Origin of the sequence: Rhizobium sp. SYY.PMSO, from assembly GCF_046840415.1 — a bacterium.
Classification (GTDB): Bacteria; Pseudomonadota; Alphaproteobacteria; order Rhizobiales; family Rhizobiaceae; genus Rhizobium.
In genome coordinates this window covers 429,910-444,156 of the sequence record NZ_CP177351.1, presented here as the reverse complement: position 1 = coordinate 444,156, position 14,247 = coordinate 429,910, and the positions used below count along the sequence as shown (strand labels likewise).

General features: G+C 61.8%; 11 protein-coding genes. 3 read left to right on the top strand and 8 right to left on the bottom strand.

Annotated features, from left to right (window positions below; genetic code table 11):
- Positions 1 to 141: 141 nt before the first annotated feature.
- From ade to ACJJVH_RS28760, 3 genes are all read right to left on the bottom strand, one after another.
- Positions 142 to 1,935 (bottom strand): adenine deaminase, encoded by a 1,794-nt coding sequence (ade, locus tag ACJJVH_RS28770; protein ID WP_113361313.1) that lies wholly within the window; start codon positions 1,933 to 1,935, stop codon positions 142 to 144.
- 71 nt (positions 1,936 to 2,006) lie between these two features.
- Positions 2,007 to 3,407 (bottom strand): NCS2 family permease, encoded by a 1,401-nt coding sequence (locus tag ACJJVH_RS28765; protein WP_113436871.1) that lies wholly within the window; start codon positions 3,405 to 3,407, stop codon positions 2,007 to 2,009.
- 47 nt (positions 3,408 to 3,454) lie between these two features.
- On the bottom strand, positions 3,455 to 5,257 hold the full coding sequence (locus tag ACJJVH_RS28760; protein ID WP_412066804.1) for an adenine deaminase: 1,803 nt from the start codon (positions 5,255 to 5,257) through the stop codon (positions 3,455 to 3,457).
- Between the two features lie 117 nt (positions 5,258 to 5,374).
- Between ACJJVH_RS28760 and ACJJVH_RS28755 the strand changes: the two genes are divergently transcribed.
- Entirely contained in the window at positions 5,375 to 6,319 is a 945-nt protein-coding gene (locus ACJJVH_RS28755) for a LysR family transcriptional regulator (protein ID WP_112804137.1), read from the top strand.
- 486 nt (positions 6,320 to 6,805) lie between these two features.
- Entirely contained in the window at positions 6,806 to 8,941 is a 2,136-nt protein-coding gene (locus ACJJVH_RS28750; RefSeq protein WP_412066803.1) for an EAL domain-containing protein, read from the top strand.
- A 63-nt stretch (positions 8,942 to 9,004) separates the two neighbouring features.
- Here ACJJVH_RS28750 and ACJJVH_RS28745 read toward each other — a convergent pair whose 3' ends face one another.
- From ACJJVH_RS28745 to ACJJVH_RS28725, 5 genes are read right to left on the bottom strand one after another with little or no spacing between them, the layout of a single operon-like run.
- A complete protein-coding gene (locus tag ACJJVH_RS28745) occupies positions 9,005 to 9,943 on the bottom strand; it encodes an electron transfer flavoprotein subunit alpha/FixB family protein (RefSeq protein WP_412066802.1) in 939 nt (312 codons plus the stop codon).
- 27 nt (positions 9,944 to 9,970) lie between these two features.
- A complete protein-coding gene (locus ACJJVH_RS28740; protein WP_412066801.1) occupies positions 9,971 to 10,720 on the bottom strand; it encodes an electron transfer flavoprotein subunit beta/FixA family protein in 750 nt (249 codons plus the stop codon).
- A gap of 17 nt (positions 10,721 to 10,737) precedes the next feature.
- Entirely contained in the window at positions 10,738 to 11,613 is an 876-nt protein-coding gene (locus ACJJVH_RS28735; RefSeq protein WP_112795279.1) for a 3-hydroxybutyryl-CoA dehydrogenase, read from the bottom strand.
- On the bottom strand, positions 11,610 to 11,900 hold the full coding sequence (locus ACJJVH_RS28730; protein ID WP_412066800.1) for a hypothetical protein: 291 nt from the start codon (positions 11,898 to 11,900) through the stop codon (positions 11,610 to 11,612). The genes ACJJVH_RS28735 and ACJJVH_RS28730 overlap by 4 nt, the downstream gene beginning before the upstream one ends.
- A complete protein-coding gene (locus ACJJVH_RS28725) occupies positions 11,900 to 13,015 on the bottom strand; it encodes an acyl-CoA dehydrogenase (protein WP_412066943.1) in 1,116 nt (371 codons plus the stop codon). The genes ACJJVH_RS28730 and ACJJVH_RS28725 overlap by 1 nt, the downstream gene beginning before the upstream one ends.
- Positions 13,016 to 13,249: 234 nt before the next feature.
- Here ACJJVH_RS28725 and ACJJVH_RS28720 point away from each other — a divergent pair, with 234 nt between their 5' ends.
- On the top strand, positions 13,250 to 14,140 hold the full coding sequence (locus tag ACJJVH_RS28720; protein WP_113436997.1) for a LysR family transcriptional regulator: 891 nt from the start codon (positions 13,250 to 13,252) through the stop codon (positions 14,138 to 14,140).
- Positions 14,141 to 14,247: the final 107 nt, after the last annotated feature.

The window sequence follows — 14,247 nt, the reverse complement described above, 5'->3', positions numbered from 1 at the left end:
CGACAAGCAGCGATGTATCCTGGATCGCATCGAAGGCAATAGCTGCGGCTTCAATCTCGGCGACCGTTATCCTTAGACGGCGAGACCTTCATCTCGCCGTCTTCGGCCCTGCCGGCATGGCGCTGCAACCTGCCCGGCGCGTTACAGCTCGCTCAGGATGACATCCGTCTTCTGGAACCGCGTGACGTCGATGAGGCCTATGTCGGAGATGCGCAGTTCCGGGATCACCACGAGCGCCAGCAGCGAATGCTGCATGTAGGCGTTGTTGAGGACACAACCGCATGCGCGCATGCCGTCCACCAGACGGTTCGCCTTTTCCGCCACGATCTCCGCGCGCTCGTCCGACATCAGGCCGGCAACAGGCAGCTCGACAAGGGCAAGCTCCCGACCATCCGCGACGAGCACGATACCGCCGCCCACCTCCTGCAGCCGGTTCGCGGCCTGCGCCATGTCGGCTTTGTTGGTGCCGACGACGATCATGTGGTGACTGTCATGGGCAACCGTGGAGGCCATGGCGCAGTTGGTGTCGTAGCCGAAGCCGGAGACGAACGCATTGACCACACCGCCGGTCGCGCGGTGGCGCTCGACCAGGGCGATCTGGCAGACATCGCCGGCGCGATCCATCTGCACGAGGCCGTCCTCGACCGTCAAACTGCGTTGCAAGGCTTTGGTCGGGGCCTGGTTCTCGACGACGCCGATGACCCTGACATCCACCTTCGAGGCACCGGGAGCGGGAATGTCGAAATCGGCCGCGACCAGCGACTTTCCGAGATTTACCGTGTTCTTGGCGCTCGCCGGATAGTCATAGGCCGGGATGTCGGCGACCAGGGCGCCTTTTTCCGCCAGCAGTCGACCACGGGCGAAAACCATCTCGATCGGCAGGGTTGCGAGGTCGGAAGTCACGATCAGATCGGCCCGGCGTCCGGGTGCGATCGATCCCAGCTCCCGCTCAAGGCCGAAATGCTGGGCGGTGTTGAGCGTCGCCATCTGGATCGCAGTTATCGGCTTCAGTCCCTGCGCGATGGCATGGCGCACGACGCGGTTCATGTGACCGTCATTGACCAAGGTGCCCGAATGGCTGTCATCCGTGCAAAGCACGAAATTGCGTGGATCGATGCCGCGTTCCGTGACGGCCTTGATCTGGGCCGCCACGTCGAACCAGGCGGAGCCGAGGCGCAGCATCGCCCGCATGCCTTGCCGCACCCGGGCAATGGCGTCGTCCATGGTGGTTCCCTCGTGGTCGTCGGCCGGGCCGCCAGCCACATAGGCATGGAAGGCCCGGCCGAGGTCCGGGGAGGCATAGTGACCGCCGACCGTCAGGCGCGCGGCCTGCGTCGCCGCGATTTCCGCGACCATCTTCTGGTCGTTCGCCGCGACGCCGGGGAAGTTCATCATTTCGCCGAGGCCGACGATATTCGGCCAGGCAAGCGCTTCGCGAACGTCCTCCGCGCTCAGCGTCGCGCCGGCGTTCTCCAGCCCGGGAGCGCTCGGAACGCAACTCGGCACCTGCACGAAGACGTTGACAGGCAGGTTCTGCGCTTCGTCGTTCATCAGCTTCACGCCCGCCATGCCCAGCACGTTGGCGATTTCATGCGGATCGACGAACATCGTGGTGGTGCCATGCGGAATGACGGCGCGTGCGAATTCGGTCACGGTGACCAGTCCGCTTTCGACATGCATGTGGCCATCGCAAAGGCCAGGCACGAGATAGCGGCCTCCGGCGTCGACGACCTGCGTCTCTTCGCCGATCATGTAGCCGGCGTCGGGTCCGACATAGGCGAAGCGGCCTGCTGCGACTGCAACATCGGTGTTGGAAACGATCTCGCCCGAATAGACGTTCACCCACCTGCCATTGCGGATGACGAGATCCGCCGGCTTGCGTCCCATCGCGACGTCCACAAGCAGCGGCGCGGTTTCAGACCATGATTGCAGCATTGCCGCCTATCCTTCCCAAAATGTGTGTTGTACGGCCCGGCGGCACCGTCTTGCGCCACCGCCGGACATTGTCATTGAATCTGCATCACGAGCATGGCGGCAAGCGCTGCCACGAACCACATTACCGGCCGCACCTCTCTCGCCTTGCCGAGAACGAGTTTCATCACGACGAAGCCGATGATGGCCAGCGAAAGGCCGAGCGTAATCGAAAACGTCAGTGGAATGAGCACGATCGCGAGGAAGGCTGGAAGGGCATCCTCGATATTCGTCCAATTGATCCGCCCCATGGGCTCCGACATAAAGAGGCCGGTGAGGATGAGGACCGGCGCGGTCGCAATCGCCGGCACGAGCGAAAGAAGTGGCGAGAGAAACAGGAACGGCAGGAACAGAAGGCCGGCGATGAACGCGACAAGGCCGGTGCGGCCGCCCTGGGCGATGCCGGCGCCCGATTCCAGGTAGACCGTCGCGGGGCTCGTGCCAAGCGGCGCCGAGATGAGAGCCGCGACGGCGTCGACATGCATCGACTCCTTGACGTTGCGGGGCATGCCGTTCTCATCCTTGAGATCGGCCGCTTCGGCAAGCCCGAGAAAGGTGGAGAGGGCTTCCACGAAATTCGTGAAGAGGAAAACGAAGATGAACGGTACATAAGCGAACTGCAGAGCGCCGACCAGATCGATCCTGCCGACGAAACTGAAATCGGGGGCGGCAAAAAAACCGCTCCAGTTGACGAGCGTATGGACATCGGGCGCACCCGCTTCGAAAGCGCTGCCGTCGCCCCACCAGCGTCCGATCGGAATCGCGAGTATCGTCGTAATAATCATGCCCGCCATCATGGCGCCGGGTACGCGACGCACCACGAGCGCGACCGCGATGACGAAACCGGCGATAAAGGTGAGCGTAACGGGCGTAAAGCGGGTCAGCGCGACGATCGTGTCCGGATTGGCGACAATGAACTTGGCATTTTCAAAGCCGATCAGCGTGATGAACAGGCCGATGCCGCAGGCTATTCCATACCGCAGATCCTTGGGGATCGCCTCGATGACGGCCGTTCGCAAATTGAGCAGCGCCAGTATGGTAAAGAGCACGCCGGCCCAGAACACGCAGCCGAGCGCGATTTCCAACGGCACTTTGGCGCCGCCGACCATGGTATAGGCGAAGAGGGCATTGATGCCCATGCCGGGTGCGACGAGAATCGGGCTGCGCGCATAGAGACCCATGGCACAGCTGCCGACGAGGCTGACCAGCACCGTAGCCGTCACGCCCGCCGAAAAGGGAATGCCGGCATTCTCCAGGATCGACGGATTGACCACGATGACATAGGACGCCGCCAGAAACGTCGTCAGCGCGGCGATGATTTCCGTGCGGATCGTGGATCCGCTGCGGGTGACGTCAAACAGGCGGTCGATGGTGCCGCCTGGCCGGGGTCGCCCCCGGCCTGCGGGATCTTCCGCGACTTTCGACTGATAGTTCATATTGCTCCTCCCCATTTTGAACATCATCGAGCCGCTTGACGGTTCTCCTATTCAGCCGCCAGCGTTTGTGCCGTGGAGCGCCCGTCCGGGTCCAGCGGCGAAATGATCCGAAGATTGACGCAGTCGACGACCCCGAGATCGGTAATGGCATAATCGGGGATCGCCGTGATCTGTAGAACGAACATGTACATGAACGGCCACGGCAGGTCGCAGCCGAGGCCGCGCGCCGCTTCGTCCAGCCGCATCTCGGCCGCCGCCATCTCCTCCGGATCGATGTCGGAGACGATACCGCCGATCGGCAAGTGCAGGAATTCGACCACCTTGCCCTTGTCGACCACCACCTGGCCGCCGTTGTTGGCGATGAGGTGGTTGATGGCGACCGCCATGTCGTCCGGGTTGGCACCGACGCAGATGATGTTGTTGTCGTCGGGTGCCGTGGAGCTGGCGATGGCGCCGGATTTCAGGCCGAAGCCGGAAACGAAGGCCACGGGCCGGTTCCCGGTCTTGCCGTAGCGCTCGATGACCGACACATATTGCACGTTCTGGCCGGCATCGGCGAGAACCTTGCCATCGACGACGGGCAGGGTCACGTCGCGGCGCGTGCGTACGAAAACCTTCTCGGGCGTCACGGCAATCGCCAGCGCCCTGGCGGAGGCTGCCGCGCCGGCGAACGGTACGGCGATATCGTCGGCCGTGATCGGCGCTACCTTCATGGAGTGCAGCAATCCCGGGCTACGCGCCGGCGCTACGAGCTCCATCACCATCCGTCCGTCGCGGGCGGCAAGCGCCCCGTTCGCCACCACCGCCTCGATGCGGAATTCGCGCAGATCGTTGACGATCAGGATGTCGGCCGTCCGGCCCGGGGAAATCGAACCGACCTTGTGATCGATGCGCAGCGCTTCCGCGCCGTTGATCGTCGCCATCTGAATGGCCGCCATCGGCGAGATGCCCATGGCGATCGCCATTCGGACCATGTTATCCAGATGGCCGCGGGAAAGGATATCGCTGGCGACCACGTCATCCGTGCAGAAGCTGATACGGCGCAGCGCCTTCACGCCCATCTCGGTGACGATGCGCAGATTGTCGGAGAGGAAGTGGGAAATGGAGGATTCGCGCACGACGACATGCATGCCGGCGCGCAGCTTCTCCAGCATCTCTTCCGGCGTGTAGCTTTCATGGTCGGCGCGCACGCCGGATTGCATATAACCGTTCAGCCGCGCACCGCGCGTCATCGGGCAGCAACCAAGCACCGGCAGGCGGCTCGCCTGGCCTATCTCGATCGCCTGAAGGACATCCTCGTCCTCCTCCTGGATGAACTCGCGCACAGTCTCCCAGATGCCGACGCATTCCGGCCAATGGTGCGTGTCACGATGGTCCTTCGGGCTGAAGTAATGGCCGACGGTCGAACGCGGCATGGTGTAGGGCGTCTTGCAAGGCGCGCCCCAGAACACCTTGAGCGGCGTCTGCTTGACCTCGTCGAGAAATTCGCGGGCCGCATCCGGACCGCCGACGACGATGATCTGGTCGAGACCCGATACGATGGACGTCGTTCCGAGCGGCACGACCGCTTTGGCAAAGCTTGTCAGCGACAGTTTCGAGCATTCGACGTGAAGATGGCCGTCAATCATGCCCGGCACGAGATACTTGCCGCTCGCGTCGACGATGTCTGTTTGAGGTCCCGTATATTCGCTGACATCGCCAACCGCGATGATACGGTCGCCGTAAATGGCTATATCGGCCTGATAGATCTCTTCCGAAACGACGTTGACCAGCCGCCCGCCACGAACGACCAACGTTGCCTTGGACTCGCCACCGGATGCGGCGCGAATGAATTCTCGAATATCGGACATCCAAATCTCCCTTGTTCCCATGCAGTATTTCAGTCGCAAACCGTTTGAACAACTGGTCGAAATCGGTCTAATATCGGACGCATTGTCCAATTTATTGAACGAAACGAGGCTGGAAAAATGGATCTTTCGGTGATTGACTGCTTCGTCAAAGTGGCCGATGCGCGATCGATATCGGCCGCCTCGCGCCTGTATCGCCTACCGAAATCAACGCTCAGTCACCGGCTCAGGCAACTCGAGGACGAATTCGGGGTCGAGCTGTTCGTGCGCGAGGGCCACCAGCTGCATCTGACCGATGCGGGTTCGGAGCTCCTGCGCCATGCGCGAAAAATTCAAAGCAGCTGCGACGACGCTGCCACGGCGATGGCCGAGATGCATCAGGAGGTCGCCGGAACGCTTCGCGTCGGCTCGACGGGCGAATTCGGCACGACCATAACTTCGGAGCTGCTCTATGCCTTTCAGAGAACCTATCCCCAGGTCATTCTCGATGTCGTGTTCCTCTCGGCCCGCCAATCGTTCAGCGACGTTTCCGATATGGCGCTGGACGGGATTTTCCACTGGGGAGAACCGTCCGAGGTCGATTATGTCAGCCGACGGCTGGCGACGGCTTCCTATGGTCTCTACGCAAGCCCCGAATACCTGGCGCAGCATGGGCAGCCTGCCCGGACGGACGATCTTGCCGGCCATCGCGGCCTCCTCTTCCGCAACACGACGCGCCTGCAGCCCTGGTATCTCACGCGACAGGGCGGTGAAGAAACGGAGATCCTGCTCTCGGCCAGTCTGATGGCGAACGACTACTGGACCCTGAAATACTTCACCGTCGCCGGGCAGGGAATCGCCTATCTTCCCGGATTCTTCGTCGAGACGGAGTGCCAGAGCAACCTCCTGCTGCCGGTCCTGCCGGAATGGCGCTCCCGCGAGACGACAATCAACCTCATCTACTCCCGGCGACGGCACGTATCGCGACGGTTCAAAGCCTTCATCAGCTTCTGCCTGGAATTCTACCGCCGCCGGGAGCGTGACCAAATCCCACGCTATTTCGTGGAGAAGATCACCCGCGGGTAATTTTCACCGCAAACGAGCGGATCGATCGTAGAAGGCATATGAAATGGCCCCTGAGGTGCCTCCTGACTGCGGACCGCGATCGGGTAAGGGTGGCAGCTTCGGTTCCCTATCTACGGAGAAGGAGGATGCATGACAGGTCTCGCCACCGCTGTTTTGCGGCGATACGTGAAACGAACGACATAGCCTCGGGGCCGGCGAGTTGCAGTTTTTCCAGACCATCACAACCTTTACGCCTCGTTCACCATGCGCACAGCTTGTTTTCCGGAGTAAGTCGACGTTTACCCGAACATAACCACCCGAAAGCAGGATGGTGTTTCACACCTGCTCCGAGGAATTCCGTTGACTAAAGGTGTCACTGCGGACGGCAAACCACCAATCTTATTCTCCACGGTCGAACCGGCTTCGAACACAGCCAGATTTTGCAGGACGCAGGAGGGCTCTCATCGCGAAGCCGACCTGGCCGCGCGCCAGTGTTGGCTGGAGAATATGATCAATCAGATCCCTGACTATATCTATGCGAAGGACTTGGAAGGGCGTTTCCTGTTTGCGAACCAGGCGATCGTCGCCAACAATGGACTGTCGCGTCTTGAGGATTTGGTCGGGCGCACGGATTTCGATTTCCTGCCGAGGGAGGTGGCGCAAGTCGCCACGGACGTGGAGCGTCGCGTAGCCGAGACCGGACAGCCCCATTCCGGGGGCGAAGAGCTGGCGTTTCGCGGCGAAGGCGAACGATGGCTGATGATCACGCGCGTCCCGCTGAGAGACGAATCCGGAACGATCGTAGGCGTTGTCGGGGCCTCGCGCGACGTCACCGCGCAGAAATCGGCGGAGCGCCGGATGCGCGCCCAGTCCCGCCTGCTCGAGATGATCGCACGCGGGATGCCTCTTTCCGATTTTCTCGAAGAACTCGCGCGGATGATCGCCGGATTTGCGGAAGGCGTGCACGCTGCATTCCTGACGGTTGCGCCGGATCAGGGAGAACTGCGCCTGATGGCGGCGCCCACCTTGAACGAGAACTATCGCAGGCGGGCCAATGCGGCATTCATTCGCATCATTCCCGCAGATCTTGCGGTGGCCACTGCGGCGCTCAAGCACGCCTTTGATCAAGCGAATGTCTCCGGAGCCGACCATGAATGCCGCTGCCTGCCAATTTCCGATGCGGATGGCCAGATCGAGGGCATTCTTGCGCTCCATTCGTCCGAGGGCGCGCACTATCAATCCGACTTCTCCGAATTTGCTTCGATAGCCGTGCACATGGCGGAGATAGCGATCAGCCGCCATCGCGCGGAGGCCCGCATAGGGTTTCTCGCCGACCATGACCCTCTGACGGGGATGGCCAACCGTGCCCTGCTGGATCGAAGGCTCACCCTTGCCATGCGGACGGCCGATTCCATCGGGAGTGAAGTGGCGCTCGCATTCCTCGATCTCGACAACTTCAAGCTCGTCAACGACAGCCTCGGCCATTCCGTCGGCGACCAGTTGCTGAAGATCGTCGCCGGAAGGATCGGCGAACTGACAAGCGACCAGGGTTCCCTCGCCAGAATCGGCGGAGACGAGTTCGTGATCATTCTCGAGCACATGGATGCCAGGAGCTGTCTGGATCGATTGTCGGCAATAAGGGAAGCGGTCGCGCGTCCGATCGTACTCGACGATATCGAGCTCAAGGTAACTTGCAGCATCGGCGTTGCCAACTACCCGAGCCATGGCAGGACCGCGGAAGACTTGCTTGCGTTCGCGGACATGGCCATGTACCGGGCAAAGGAGCTGGGTCGCGATGGAATAGCATCGTTCACCTCTGAAATGACCGCCAACGTCCGGAGAAAGCTTTCCCGCACGGACGAGTTGCGCCAGGCGCTTCTTCGCGACGAATTTGTGCTGCACTATCAGCCGCAGGTGGACGTCCAGACAGGCAGGATCGTGGCGGCCGAAGCGTTGATCCGCTGGAACCATCCCAGCGAGGGCCTTGTCTATCCGGGGGATTTCATCGCCCTGGCCGAAGAGACGGGCCTGATCGTGCCGATCGGCGAGTGGGTGCTCAAGACGGCGTGCAGGCGCGCCAGGGCATGGCAGGACAAGGGGCTGGAGCCGATCCGGATCAGCATCAATGTCTCCGCCAGGCAGTTTCAGGAAAAGCACCTGATCGAGACTATGGCGGCGGCTCTGGACGAAAGTGGCCTCGATCCGACACGACTCGAGCTTGAAATCACCGAGAGTCTGATCATGAAGGATCTCGCCGGCTCGATTGCCCGCATGCACGAATTGGAGAAGCTGGGAGTAAAGCTCGCAGTCGACGACTTTGGAACGGGTTATTCGAGCCTGAGTTCGCTCAAGAGATTTCCGTTGTCGCGCCTCAAGATCGACCGCTCATTCATCGCAGACATTCCGCACGACGCCGACGATATGGCCATAACCTCGGCAATTATCTCGCTCGCCCAAAAACTCGGGCTGGAGGTGATTGCCGAAGGGGTCGAAACGGAGGAACAGGCCCGCTTCCTCATCGAAAGCGGCTGCAACGGCATACAAGGCTACCTCTACAGCCGGCCCGTCGAGGAAGAGCACTTCAATCGAATGCTCGAAAACAACGGCCGCCTTCATCCGCTCCCGCCGACAAAGCCTTTGTAACCACCGCCCGGATGAGGGCGGTGTCATGGCGAGGTGTTCTGACCAAAGGGACGTACGGTCCTGTTACGGCTGCACGCCAGCCTTTTGCAGCTCCGGCAGGGCTTCGAAGAGATCTGCGACGAGGCCGTAGTCTGCGATCTGGAAGATCGGGGCATCCTCGTCCTTGTTGATGGCGACGATGACCTTCGAATCCTTCATGCCGGCCAGATGCTGGATGGCGCCGGAGATGCCGCAGGCGATATAGAGCTGCGGTGCCACCACCTTGCCCGTCTGCCCCACCTGCCAGTCGTTCGGCGCATAGCCGGCATCGACGGCGGCGCGCGAGGCGCCGACGGCAGCCCCGAGCTTGTCGGCAACCGGCAGGATGACTTCCTTGAACTTCTCCGCCGAACCCAGCGCACGGCCGCCCGAGATGATGATCTTCGCCGAGGTCAGCTCCGGACGATCCGAAGAGGACAAGGCATCGCCGACGAAGGAGGACAGCGCCGGATCGGAAGCCGCCGACACCGTCTCGATGGCCGCCGAACCGCCTTCGGCGGCCGATGCGAACGAGGCCGTGCGCACGGTGATGACCTTCCTGGCGTCGGTCGACTGCACCGTCTGGATGGCGTTGCCGGCATAGATCGGACGCTTGAAGGTGTCGGCAGAGACCACTTCGATGATTTCCGAGACCTGGGCGACATCGAGCAGGGCGGCCACGCGCGGCAGCACGTTCTTGCCGACCGAGGTGGCCGCGCCGAGGATGGTGTCGTAGGACCCGGCAAGCGACACGATCAGCGCCGCCAGCGGCTCGGCCAGATTGTTGGCAAGGCTCGCATCCTCGGCAACCAGCACCTTGGAAACGCCGGCAAGCTTGGCAGCCTGCTCAGCCGCCGCCTTGGCGCCCGCGCCGGCGACAAGCACATGCACGTCGGAACCGATCTTGGTCGCCGCCGTCAGCGCCTTGGCGGTCTGGTCGGAGAGATGTTCATTGTCGTGATCAGCCAGAAGAAGAATGGCCATGATGTCTAACTCCTCGTTCGGACCGGATTAAAGCACGCCGGCTTCGACTTTAAGCTTCTCGACCAGCTCGGCGACCGAGCCTACCTTGACGCCCGCCTTGCGGCCCGACGGCTCCTCGGTCTTCAGCACCTTCAGCCGCGGCTCCGTCGACACGCCGAAGTTTGCGGGCGACGTCTTGTCGAGCGGCTTCTTCTTGGCCTTCATGATGTTCGGCAGCGAGGCATAGCGCGGCTCGTTCAGGCGCAGGTCCGACGTGACGACGGCCGGAAGCTTGACCTCGATCGTCTGCAGGCCGCCATCCACTTCGCGCGTGACCTTGGCCGAACCGTCGCCGATCTCGATCTTCGAGGCGAAGGTGGCCTGGGCCGTGCCGAGCAAGGCCGCAAGCATCTGGCCGGTCTGGTTGGAATCGTCGTCGATCGCCTGCTTGCCGACGATGATGAGGCCCGGCTGTTCGGCCTCGGTGACGCCCTTCAAAATCTTGGCGACGGCCAGCGGCTCGACTTGATCGTCGGTCTCGACCAGGATGGCGCGATCGGCCCCCATGGCCAGCGCCGTCCTCAGCGTCTCCTCGGCCTTGGCGGGTCCGATCGACACGACGATCACTTCCTCCGCCTTGCCGGCTTCCTTCAGACGCAGCGCCTCTTCCACCGAAATCTCGTCGAACGGGTTCATCGACATCTTCACGTTCGACAGCTCGACGCCAGATCCATCCGGCTTGACCCGGATCTTCACGTTGTAGTCAACCACCCGCTTGACGGGAACCAGTATCTTCATGGCCAAATCCTTCTGTTTCAACGAGTGGGCACGGGCGGATCGCTGCGATAGTCATAGAAGCCGCGGCCGGTCTTGCGGCCGAGCCAGCCGGCTTCGACATATTTCACGAGCAGGGGACAAGGCCGATACTTCGGATCGCAGAAACCTTCGTTCAGGACCTGCATGATCGACAAGCATGTATCGAGGCCTATGAAATCGGCAAGTTCCAGCGGTCCCATCGGCTGATTGGCGCCGAGCTTCATGCTGTTGTCTATATCGATGACGGAACCCACGCCTTCATGCAGGACGAATATGGCCTCGTTGATCATCGGCATGAGGATGCGGTTCACGATGAAGGCCGGGAAATCTGACGCGACGACCGGCGTCTTGCCGAGACGCTCGACAACTTCCTGGACGGCGACGAACGTCTCCTCGTCGGTGGCGATGCCGCGGATCAACTCCACCAGCTGCATGACGGGAACCGGATTCATGAAGTGCAGCCCCATGAACCGCTCCGGATGCGGCGTTCTGCCGGCAAGCCGCGTGATCGAGATCGACGATGTATTGGAGGTCAGTATGCTGCCCGGCTTCAGGTGCGGAACAAGGTCGTCGAATATCTTCTGCTTGACGCTCTCCTTCTCCGTCGCGGCTTCGATGACGAGATCGCAGCGTCCGATGTCGCTCAGCGCAAGGCTCGTCTCGATGCGACGCTCGGCGGCTTGGCGATCCGTCTCCGAAAGCTTTCCGCGCGCCGCCATTTTTGCAAGGCTCGCCGAAATTCTGGAAAGCGCCGTTTCGAGCGCATTGGCGGCGACGTCCGTCAGCGTGACGTCATAGCCGGCAACGGCAAGGACCTGGGCGATCCCGCTTCCCATCTGGCCTGCGCCGATAACGCCGATCGTTCGAATTGTCATGTCCTGTCGTCTCCCGTGGTGAAATTCCGTGCGCCGTTGCCGAGAGCCGGGCCTGCTTTATCCAGCGCCAGCGGACTTCTGGAAAAGCGGATCGGCGTGCGAAGCCCCGGCAGGCTCTCCGGTTCGATCTTCATCGCGCGCGCGATATCACCTGCGGATCGGCAATGGCCTCTTCGACGGTGGCGCTCTACGAAGGGCGGACCCCATGAACGGGTATCGTCGCCCTTCGTGCTTTCCACCTCGGCCACCTTCAGCCCGGCAAGCGGCGCGCGTTCGCCGCCTGCCATCAGAAAAAGGCCTGCAATCCGGTCTGTGCCCGACCGAGGATCAACGCATGGATGTCATGCGTGCCTTCATAGGTGTTGACCGTTTCCAGGTTCTGCGCGTGACGCATGACATGGTATTCAATCTGGATGCCGTTGCCGCCATGCATGTCCCGCGCCTGGCGCGCGATGTCGAGCGCCTTGCCGCAGTTATTGCGCTTGACGATCGAGATCATCTCCGACGCGAACCTATGTTCGTCCATCAGGCGGCCGACGCGGAGCGACGCTTGCAGACCGAGAGCGATCTCCGTCAGCATGTCCGACAGCTTCTTCTGGTAGAGTTGTGTGCCGGCAAGCGGCTTGCCGAACTGAAGGCGATCAAGACCATACTGACGGGCACGAAACCAGCAATCCTCCGCAGCGCCGAGAACGCCCCAGGAGATGCCGTAACGGGCGCGGTTAAGGCAGCCAAAGGGACCGGCAAGCCCGGATACGCCGGGCAACAGGGCATCCTCGCCGACCTCGACCCCATCCAGCACGATCTCGCCTGTGATTGACGCGCGCAGCGATAGCTTGCCGCCGATCTTCGGCGCGGAAAGTCCCTTCATGCCCTTTTCGAGAATAAAGCCGCGAATCTTGCCGTCGTGCGCCTCCGACTTCGCCCAGACGACGAAAACATCCGCAATCGGCGCGTTCGAAATCCACATTTTGGATCCGCGCAGCCGATAGCCGCCGTCGATCTTTTCGGCGCGTGTTTTCATGCCGCCCGGATCGGAACCGGCATCCGGCTCCGTCAAGCCGAAGCAGCCGATCAGTTCGCCGGAAACGAGGCCGGGCAGATATTTGTCCTTCTGCTCTTCCGAACCGTAGGCGTGGATCGGATAGATGACCAGCGAGGATTGGACGCTCATCATCGAGCGGTAGCCGGAATCGATGCGCTCGACCTCGCGGGCGACCAGGCCGTAGGCGGTGTAATTGGCGCCGGCGGCGCCGTATTTCTCCGGCAGCGTCACGCCCAGCAGGCCGGCCCTGCCCATCAGGCGAAAGAGCTCGGGATCGGTCTGTTCCTCCAGATAGGCGGCCTCCACGCGGGGAAGCAGTTCCTCGCCGGCAAAGGCGGCAGCCGCATCGCGGATCATGCGCTCTTCGTCCGACAGCTGATCGTCGAGGAGGAAAGGATCATTCCAGGCAAAGGCGCTTGTGTCGCGCCTATGGCCATTCGAAGAAGCGATCTCGGCAGACAAGAAAACCTCCGTTGCGAGTGTAATATGCAAAAATACCGAACGTGTTGCTGCCTATTCACATAATGCTTGCCAGGGGCCTGAGATAACGCTATCTGCCCCTGACATCATGTATAAAATGCATAGGTTTCGATGCGCCCTCGTCGCTTCCTGCCCTCCGTCAGCCTGCTTTTCGCCTTCGAGGCCGTGTTGAAAACCGGCTCGACCGCCGCAGCGGCCCGCGAACTGAACCTGACGCAGAGCACCGTCAGCCGGCTCCTTCAAAATCTGGAGCAGCAGCTCGGCCGGCCGCTCTTCGAGCGCTACCGGCAAAAGCTCATTCCAACGCAGGCAGCTCTCGCCTACGGCAAGGATATCACGCGGGCGCTGGATCTCATTCAGCGGGCCAGCATGGAATTCACCACCAATCCCGGCGGCGGCACCCTTTCCCTTGCCATCCTGCCGGCCTTCGGCACGCGCTGGCTCGCTCCGCGGCTCGGAACGTTCCTGACCGCCCATCCGGGCATCACGGTCAACCTGGCAACCCGTCTCAAGCGCTTCAACTTCACAGCCGAAAGCTTCGATGCGGCGATCCATTTCGGCGCCGACGACTGGCGCGACGCCGGCCATATGAAACTCTTCGACGAACGGCTGACCGCCTGCATCGCACCGGAGGTTCTGGCAAGCCACCCCATTCGGCAGATCGAAGATGTTTCGGAGTTTCCGCTTCTTCAGCTTGAGACGCGTCCAAGCGCCTGGAAGATATGGTTTGAGGCACAAGGTGCGAGCGCACCCGCCGCGAAGGGGATGCTGTTCGACCAGTTCGCCACGATGACGCAGGCGGCCATCTCCGGATTGGGCATCGCTCTGCTGCCCGATTATCTCGCCGACGTCGAAGTGAGCGCCGGCCGTCTCATGCCCGTTTTGAAGCGCTCCGTCGCGGGCTCGGGCGCCTATTGGCTGGTGTGGCCGGCATCGCGCGCCGACTACCCTCCCCTCGAAGCCTTCCGCAGCTGGCTGAAGCGCGAGATGGTCGGGGAATAATCGCTTTCAGAGCGGGCCGCCAGAGCATGCCGGCAGCGGTCACGGATGGTTCATGCCCGGGTGGCGCCGGGAGCTCACGATGCGATGTGTCTCATTCTCGTCATCCA

Excerpts from the sequence above, each read along its gene's own strand:
- ACJJVH_RS28760 (WP_412066804.1), bottom strand. The coding sequence starts at position 5,257 with ATGTCCGATATTCGAGAATTCATTCGCGCCGCATCCGGTGGCGAGTCC.
- ACJJVH_RS28735 (WP_112795279.1), bottom strand. The coding sequence starts at position 11,613 with ATGACAATTCGAACGATCGGCGTTATCGGCGCAGGCCAGATGGGAAGC.
- ade (WP_113361313.1), bottom strand. The coding sequence starts at position 1,935 with ATGCTGCAATCATGGTCTGAAACCGCGCCGCTGCTTGTGGACGTCGCG.
- ACJJVH_RS28725 (WP_412066943.1), bottom strand. The coding sequence starts at position 13,015 with ATGATCCGCGATGCGGCTGCCGCCTTTGCCGGCGAGGAACTGCTTCCC.
- ACJJVH_RS28730 (WP_412066800.1), bottom strand. The coding sequence starts at position 11,900 with ATGGCAGGCGGCGAACGCGCGCCGCTTGCCGGGCTGAAGGTGGCCGAG.
- ACJJVH_RS28745 (WP_412066802.1), bottom strand. The coding sequence starts at position 9,943 with ATGGCCATTCTTCTTCTGGCTGATCACGACAATGAACATCTCTCCGAC.
- ACJJVH_RS28720 (WP_113436997.1), top strand. The coding sequence starts at position 13,250 with ATGCGCCCTCGTCGCTTCCTGCCCTCCGTCAGCCTGCTTTTCGCCTTC.
- ACJJVH_RS28750 (WP_412066803.1), top strand. The coding sequence starts at position 6,806 with ATGATCAATCAGATCCCTGACTATATCTATGCGAAGGACTTGGAAGGG.
- ACJJVH_RS28740 (WP_412066801.1), bottom strand. The coding sequence starts at position 10,720 with ATGAAGATACTGGTTCCCGTCAAGCGGGTGGTTGACTACAACGTGAAG.
- ACJJVH_RS28755 (WP_112804137.1), top strand. The coding sequence starts at position 5,375 with ATGGATCTTTCGGTGATTGACTGCTTCGTCAAAGTGGCCGATGCGCGA.
- ACJJVH_RS28765 (WP_113436871.1), bottom strand. The coding sequence starts at position 3,407 with ATGAACTATCAGTCGAAAGTCGCGGAAGATCCCGCAGGCCGGGGGCGA.